This window comes from Virgibacillus sp. (assembly GCF_013393565.1).
In the GTDB taxonomy this organism is placed as follows: domain Bacteria; phylum Bacillota; class Bacilli; order Bacillales; family Amphibacillaceae; genus Virgibacillus; species Virgibacillus dokdonensis.
Genome location: NZ_JABXHF010000049.1, coordinates 25,156 through 33,082, shown reverse-complemented (window position 1 = coordinate 33,082; position 7,927 = coordinate 25,156). Strand labels below are relative to the sequence as shown.

6 protein-coding genes are annotated in these 7,927 nt (G+C 35.6%); 3 read left to right on the top strand and 3 right to left on the bottom strand.

Annotated features, from left to right (window positions below; genetic code table 11):
• The first annotated feature begins 780 nt into the window (after positions 1-780).
• Positions 781-1,428 carry a pentapeptide repeat-containing protein gene (locus HLX49_RS11400; protein WP_101933095.1) on the top strand — a complete coding sequence of 216 codons (648 nt, stop codon included), beginning with the start codon at positions 781-783 and terminating at the stop codon, positions 1,426-1,428.
• Between the two features lie 263 nt (positions 1,429-1,691).
• A complete protein-coding gene (locus HLX49_RS11395; protein WP_101933096.1) occupies positions 1,692-2,459 on the top strand; it encodes a MurR/RpiR family transcriptional regulator in 768 nt (255 codons plus the stop codon).
• A 213-nt stretch (positions 2,460-2,672) separates the two neighbouring features.
• On the opposite strand, the gene HLX49_RS11390 is transcribed toward HLX49_RS11395, so the two are convergent.
• The 3 genes from HLX49_RS11390 to HLX49_RS11380 all read right to left on the bottom strand — a co-directional run bounded on the left by HLX49_RS11390 (position 2,673) and on the right by HLX49_RS11380 (position 5,727).
• The gene (locus tag HLX49_RS11390; RefSeq protein ID WP_077702107.1) at positions 2,673-2,867 is read right to left on the bottom strand and encodes a hypothetical protein; all 195 of its coding nucleotides are present in this window, start codon (positions 2,865-2,867) and stop codon (positions 2,673-2,675) included.
• Between the two features lie 746 nt (positions 2,868-3,613).
• A complete protein-coding gene (locus tag HLX49_RS11385; RefSeq protein WP_296361985.1) occupies positions 3,614-4,057 on the bottom strand; it encodes an SMI1/KNR4 family protein in 444 nt (147 codons plus the stop codon).
• Positions 4,054-5,727, bottom strand: a complete 1,674-nt coding sequence (locus HLX49_RS11380; RefSeq protein ID WP_296361983.1) for an HNH/ENDO VII family nuclease — start codon at positions 5,725-5,727, stop codon at positions 4,054-4,056. Before HLX49_RS11380 ends, HLX49_RS11385 begins: the two co-directional genes overlap by 4 nt.
• Positions 5,728-6,253: 526 nt before the next feature.
• Between HLX49_RS11380 and HLX49_RS11375 the strand changes: the two genes are divergently transcribed.
• On the top strand, positions 6,254-7,741 hold the full coding sequence (locus HLX49_RS11375) for a CapA family protein (RefSeq protein WP_077706513.1): 1,488 nt from the start codon (positions 6,254-6,256) through the stop codon (positions 7,739-7,741).
• The last annotated feature ends 186 nt before the right edge of the window (positions 7,742-7,927 follow it).

The window sequence follows — 7,927 nt, the reverse complement described above, 5'->3', positions numbered from 1 at the left end:
GGAACGAATCAACTGAGATAAAGGAATCACGGTGAGGAACGAACCGATGATGACTTATCGTAGGGCGATTTCGTGAAGTCGCCTAGTTGCTGGGCGCTGGAGCCGGACGTGGCTAAATAACTTAGTAAGTTTATCCACAGCTGCTAAATTTTATAATTTCCTAGACGATGAAAAAGCTAACAAATGAATGTTCCATTTTGTTGATGTCGCTTTCATTTGTTAATTTAAGTATAGAAGGGCGCACGCATTCATTCAATAGGTTTAGAGGGTTTAGGGAAAGCGTTACCATTTATGAACGCGTTTTCATAAGTTGGGAATTTTCCCAACTAAATAACATAGAAAATGTTTTTTCCTTTAGCCGTGATTATCTTAGAAAAACTTGGCTATCGCCAAAGTTTGTTTATTGATATAAGGTGTAGCAACTACTGGATAATTGTGAACTTCAGATATTTTACATATATTAGAAGTAACGAAAATCAATTACAAGCTAAGCTGGATGAATTATAACTGGAGTATGTGCGTGACTGAGTATCTTCTTCAGAGGAACAGTTTATTCGCTTAGAAGGAGAAATTGCCGAAATACATTGACAGTTTTTTAAGTAAATGGACTCTACAAATCGATTAATAGCAAGATATATGAAAGAAGTCATGTTCTTGGTTGCCAATCAAGTGATTCTTATCCTATAATAAGAACAAACGTTTCGGGTTTAACGGAATAGTATAACTTGGTTTATACTATAAAGCCTTACTTATAACGTAAAATTATTTTAAGGAGCTACTATGATGTCAAAAGTAAAGATTGAAAAACCAAATATTTATTTCGATTTACCTACCGCCTCTCTTCAAGATATATTTGAAAACGGGGACCCTTCTCTACGTCATTGCACAGTTTCTACTTGCTCTGCTGAAATGAAAAACTATGATCGTACAGATTTTTCGCAAGTCGTTTTTAAACAGGTCAAATTAAATGGATCCTCATTCAAAAACGTAGAATTAACAGACGTTATTTTTGATAACTGTGATCTGTCCAACGTAGATTTTTTAGGGGCGATTATTCATCGTGTAGAATTCAAAGACACAAAGATGGTCGGGGTGAACTTAGCCGACGCCACGTTAAGAAATGTGCGTTTTGAAAATAGTATCATCCATTTAAGCTCTTTTAATTATAGTAGTCCGAAACAGATCATTTTTGATCATTGCTCTTTAAAAGGTGCGGACTTTTATGCATGTAAATTTAATAAAGTTCAATTCCAGCACTGTGATATAAACGAAGTCAATTTTTCGCAAACACCACTAAAGAATGTAGACCTGAGTAATTCTACTTTTGAAAGACTAATTGTCTCTTTAGACGAACTGGAAGGTTGTATTATTTCTTCAGAACAGGCAGTAGCATTTGCCGCAATGTTAGGTTTAAAAGTAAAAGAATAGGGGGAAGCGGGTCCCAACACGAATTTGTTTGTTCGCAAGAGTAAGTGAGCAAAAATAGTAAACAGGAGTTCTATGTCACTAACATTTTGAGAATGGGAGTTTGAAGTTTCACATGCTATTCCACTTTACGTTCGTTTATCGTTGCACATAGCCTTGATCCTAAACTATACAAGTTTACAAATCCGTTAAAACGAACAAGGAATTATCCTCTTAGCAAAAGAATGTTATACTGGATATAATCAAAGCTTAGGTAGGAGTGTACGATGAAACTAGAAACATTAATTAATAAAAATTACGAAAAATTAAACAGAAATGATCTGCAGGTTCTCCAATACATACTGAGCCATCGGGAGTCGTGCTATGATTTAAGTATTGTCGAATTAGCAAATGCTTGTTTTGCCTCTCGTTCTTCCATTCATCGACTAACGAAGAAACTTGGCTTTAGTGGCTATAGCGAATTTAGAGTTTTTTTTAAGTGGGAAGGAGAAACAAAACATCCCACAGATGACCTTATGGAGTCATTCCATTCAGATGTAGCGCACACGCTAAAGAACTTGGAATCCGTTGATTTTGATTCTATTAGCAAGTTATTATACCAAGCAGGGAGAATCTATATACATGGTACAGGAACCGCTCAATTAATGTGTGCCAAAGACTGTCAACGTATGTTTTCTATTATTGAGACATTTATTATCCTTATTCACGACCAAGTGGAATTCGAAGCGATGTATAGGGGGATGCAGGATACGGATGTGGTCCTAATTATTTCTTTATCTGGTGATACACCAACGCTAATTCCAAATATTAAACAGCTAAATGCCAAAGGGATTGATGTCATTACAATCACTAATTTAAAAAATAATAAACTCGCACAAATGTCCCCTAACAACATATATGCCACAACAACACCTGGAGCAACCAAGGAGGGAACAGAAATTACTTCATTTGTCCCGTTCTATATTGCTATTGAAACGATGTACCGTAAATATATCGAGTACAAGGGAAAACAAGAAGAAATAAACGATATATAGCCCATCTAAAGGTTTTTCACCTTTGGATTTGGCTTTTTTATATATTCAATAATTAACTCGAGGATATTTTTTTATAGTACAAGACGGGGATTTAGATGCGATATCTTTTACTTTACTTATTTCTTGGACAATCAACTTTGTAAGTTACACTTTAGAGAAGAACCCTTCTACTATCTCGAGTGGTCTCCCTGTATTGTTTCCAAAAAAATCAACCTACTTTCTTGCTTTTAACAATTGAAGAATGGATATAATTACCATAATCAATATAATTGGAACGATATAGATTAAATCCACTCTAATAACAGCTCCAACTTCTGTTTTCGACCACTGCCATACATAATATTCCCATATCATCCAACCGATAATCAAAAGAATGGTAACTACTTGGGTCTTCGTAATTTTTTTCATTGTATTAAATCCTTTCAAATCATACTTTAATTAGTAAACAAATAGTTAACTACTAATTAACCTTACCTAATAGTAATAATATTAATAGCACTAACCAAAAAGGGTGTTTTTATAACAACTTTCCAAAAACAGTAATGTGATGAGTTTCATTGAATTTCACATATTTTATTTAGCATCAAAAATGACCAAGTAACCTTTTTTGTATATGATAACCTTAAAACATCCTATACAACACTTTACACAAGATATAAATATTAAAAACAAAAATTTTTAAGCTTTTAATAGGATAAAGCTATTCTCTTACTACAAAGTATAAAGGAACTGTTGAATATCTATAGAATAAATGTGGAAGGCAAAAGAAGGATCTTTTAATGGGTTTACTGATGTGAACAAAGCCTTGATCGTTTTTGCAATTAAGAATGCTAAAACCTACGCCCCCGGCAGGATTCGAACCTGCGACACACGGTTTAGGAAACCTACCAAGTATATTTCAGTTGATGTTAGTTAGTATTAAAATGCTTTTGTATTAATAGTTGACACAGTTTTTAGGATTTACGATCAACAGATTATTTTAGTCCATTTCGCTTGCCACGTTACCAAAAGTGTGACCGCCATCTCCTATAACTATAATCTAAATAAATCATAGGAGATGGTGTTGTTAATAGAAAATACAAGCTCTGTTTTCCTTTATTTTATCCACACATCCATAATGAGCTTTAACCTTGTTACAGCTAATATCTTGAATGTTAAAAATGTATATTTAATTCTTCATGAATTGCTTTTTCTAAGTATTCCTCAAAACTCTCTGCTATAATTTTTTTACCACCGAAATTAAAATCAAATGTAATAATTTCTGTATCAGGGAAATTAAAGCCCACTGGATTTCCTGCACCGTCTATACCAATGGCAGTAAAGTTCTCATATCCTTTAGGCAGTACCTTCCTAAAATGTAGTGATTTATCTACAAATGATGGTGTTGCAACAAACTCCGCCTCTTTTAATCCCAAAACAATAGCCTCACCAACTGCTCCAGAACCATATCTCAAAAGAAATTCTTTAAAATCCTTTGGTAATTTTACATTTAATTCATCTTCTGCTTGGTTTACTTCCTCAATATTAAGAGGCCCTCCAAAAGCTTCTGGGAACATTTCAAACTCTTCATTGATGGCATTTAATATTTCTATCTTCATTCAATAAGCCCCCTTTTAATCATTTCATTGGCATACCTTGCCTTCCAATATTCTTTACGCCACTTATTAAATTCTAACCTACCTTCTCCACTGCCAACTCCACCGGAATTTCCAAATGGATGTTGTCTTTTATTCCCTAAATCATGGTATCTACTTGGCATCTCAATTATTGGTCCCTCAACTTTTTGTTCATGGTGATGGAGTACAATTGTATCATTTGCTCCATCCTTTGGTGAGTAACCTTTTTTAAATGAATATATCAATTGTTTATCAGACATATGCGATAATGAACGCTGTGCTTTCACTTCAAATCCTCTAAAATGTGCTGAGAATTTATGAGTTTGCTCATAGCCTTCTAGCGCTTGTTGGATATCCCTTGGTGATACTTTATAAATATCTTTTGTTGAATTTAATTTGCCGGTACTCCCAGACTGTACTCTGGCATCCTTCATATTGAACATCTGTGTACTAGCTTTATCTTCAAAATCTTTATCTCTAAGTTTAAAGTTTGCATCACCAGTTGAAAGTGCATAGTCTTTACCAAAAGTGATCTTCTCTGTTACTTTAGCCATTCCAGCTTTAGCTGCCTCTATCTTTTTCCGATAATAATTACCACTAAAAGGCTTACTATCCAATAACTTCGGAGCTCTTCTTGCTGCGCCTGCACCTAGTTTTGCAACGCCTGATGCTCCTTTGACAGCCAAACTACCTGGTATTAAGGCAGGAATGGTCGCACCAGTAACGTACATAACTCCTTCACTTTCCGCAGTATCTGTGAAGGCTTGGGCAGTTGATTCAACTGCACGTATAGGGTCTTGTAAGAATTGTATCGCAGCTTGTGTGTAGGCATCAACTGTTTCATCTGCACTGTCTTTTAACCAAGATGGCTCCACAGGATCAGGTACAACGCCAGATACGGCAACAACACCTGCATCCTTAACTACGGTTAGCAGTCCCGTCACCATGCCCGCAATGCTGTTTACTATCCCTTTTTCAAAATCATTGACAGCTTTGTTTACACTACTGACAACGTCCATGACACCTTCAAAGAAATTCGTATATTTCTTTTTTACGTTTCCGGCCAAGTTATTGTATTCATCATCCGCATTTTCAAATTTTTTTACCTTAGAATTATATAAATCCCATAACTCGTCCATATTACGTTCTAGCTTTTTTCTGGTTGCTTCAATGCTCGTTTGGATTCGCTCCATATGACGTCGGTTGATCTCACTTGCTTCTTTTTCCGCATCCGTTGGGTCATCAAACATACCGAAAAAAGAAGAAGGTTGCTGATAGCTTTTGTTTAATGCCTTAAACACATTATTGGTAATACCGCCTTCTATTTGCTTTAAATTCGCCCAAATATCATTACGATCCACACGCATCATCGTATTTCTTGAAATGGGTGAAATGTATCTCGTCGTGTCAGTTACGTAATTTTCAAATAGGGATAAAAGGTCATTGATCTGTGTTTCATAATTTGCAATTTTTTCTTTCGAGGTGCTAATGTTCTGATCCCATGCTTCAACACTTTTTCCCTCATTTATTTGCACAAAGGTACTCACTTTATCAAGTGAATCGTCCATTTTTTCTAAAGCACACTTATATGTCCGAAGTTCGCCAATAATATCATCTAAAACCCCATAATTAATTTGTAAGTCACGCTTCACAAACTATCCCCCTTCTCCCTATACTTTTAAATCCCCTTGCTTTTAAGACATTTCAGTTTTCTTCCTCTATATAAATCTTAATGGTAAAATAACCCATACACCATGCGTCTTTTTTCCTTGTTTTTACATAGGTTATTTTTACTATTAAAAACTGAAAAACACCATTATCTGTAACTAGTTTCAGTTATAGTTACAAGAGATAGTGTTATTAATAAGAAAACACAAAGGATGCGCTCCCTTCATTTTATCCACGCATCGACTATGCCCTCAAAAAGCAAACGGTTAGGACTTAAGATAAATGAAAACAACGGAACTATCATGCTACATTCTGTTTTTCTATTTTACTTTACGATAAGATGTGATCGTGCATCATGACGAAGAATAAGGTAAAATAGCACTAGGAATAACGACCTCCTTTACATAGGTAATATTTTTTTTGATAAAATTCAATCATCTACGTTTAAAACTAGTAATCTAGTTTTATATAAAAAACATACTAAATATTCTAGTTAATAGGAGGTAAAAGATGAATAGAAAAAGAAGGCGAAGAAAATTAAAGAAGAGAGCATGGGTGCTCCTTGCCGTCATATTGCTTGGTATAGGCACTATCATTTTCTCCATTACAGGAGGAGATAGTTCGCCATCAGAGGCAAAAAAAGAAGCAGAACAGAATCCGCCCATGCTAACAAAAGACTCCGTGAAAGAACTAACCAAGCAAGCAGAGGACGTTTTAAAGCAAGTAGCATCATCAGGCGGTTCACCGGAAGCAATAGATGAACTAAGCCAGTTTATTAAACAATCCGAGCAAACCAAAGTGAATGATGAAGTGTTAGAAGATTATTGGCAACAACTAACAATCTGCTTGAAAGCGATTGCTTCCTATCAAGAACCAAAAACAGAGGAAAAAGCATTAGGAAAAGTATATCCGGCATACTTAACTGCATTAGAAAAACTAAAAGAAGCCCATCCGTCCTTAGACATGGAAGAAATTAATCCATACCATTGGTTTTATGCTGCAGCTGCCAATTATGAACAAGGACAACAGAAAGAAGGGCAAATAACGCTGAGCATGGTAGGAGATACTTCTTTCGGTACTTATCCTGAAGCTCCTGACCATTTACAATTTGATACGGTTTTTGAAAAGAATAATGGCGACAACCAATACGTTTTTAAAAACAGCCTGCCTTGGTTTCACTCCGATGATTATACCGTGATCAATGCAGAAAGTGCTTTTACGACAGAAGCGGAGGCACAAGATAAAAAGTGGCGTATAAAAAGTCATCCTACCTATGCAGCTTTTTTGCCAGCTAGCGGCGTTGAAGCAGCGAATCTAGCAAACAACCATACAATGGATTATTTTGAAGCTGGATATGAAGATACGTTGGAAGCTTTTAAGAAGCATGATGTTGCTGTGTTTAATGAAGATATGCCACTTACTAAAAACATCAACGGTATGGAAACAGTATTTCTAGGCTACGATTATCGATATAGAAAGTCCACGGACTCATACTTACAACATATTATTCAAGACGTGCAAACATATAAAAAAGAAGATAATTTAGTCATTGTGAACATGCATTGGGGAATTGAATATATGGAAATACCTGCTGCCTATCAAACAAAATTTGGACATGCCATCATTGATGCAGGAGCAGATATTATTATTGGTCACCACCCCCATCGTTTACAAAGCGTTGAAAAATACAATGGAAAATATATCATTTACAGCATGGGAGATTATGCTTTTGGTGCTGATCCAACATTAAAATCTAGACAGACAGCGATTTTCCGGCTTACGTTTGCCAAAGAAAATAATGCTGTTATCACAAAAGGACTACGCATTGTTCCAACGTTAGAAAATTCCAATGATAGCGAAACAGAAAATAATTACCAACCACTTCCGGTATTTGGAAAAGATGCAAAGGACATTGTTGACGAGTTGGTTAGAATTAGCAGCATTATTCCAAATGGTGTTACGGAATATGATTATTTTGATCCATTTCTGGACATGTAAATAGCAACATACAGCGATAAAGCGTTTAGGACATATGATTGGGGTTACGCTAGTTCAAGCAAAGTCAAATTATAAGACTCCTTCGAGAACCACGAAGACAAAGAAAGCGATCTTTGCTTTCTGAGGAAGCTGATATAGCTAGCAAGAAAGCAACATATTTTGAGGCAGCAATTTTTCCAACGAAGG

Coding starts and splice junctions, on each gene's coding strand:
- HLX49_RS11400 (WP_101933095.1), top strand. CDS start 781: ATGATGTCAAAAGTAAAGATTGAAAAACCAAATATTTATTTCGATTTA.
- HLX49_RS11395 (WP_101933096.1), top strand. CDS start 1,692: ATGAAACTAGAAACATTAATTAATAAAAATTACGAAAAATTAAACAGA.
- HLX49_RS11390 (WP_077702107.1), bottom strand. CDS start 2,867: ATGAAAAAAATTACGAAGACCCAAGTAGTTACCATTCTTTTGATTATC.
- HLX49_RS11385 (WP_296361985.1), bottom strand. CDS start 4,057: ATGAAGATAGAAATATTAAATGCCATCAATGAAGAGTTTGAAATGTTC.
- HLX49_RS11375 (WP_077706513.1), top strand. CDS start 6,254: ATGAATAGAAAAAGAAGGCGAAGAAAATTAAAGAAGAGAGCATGGGTG.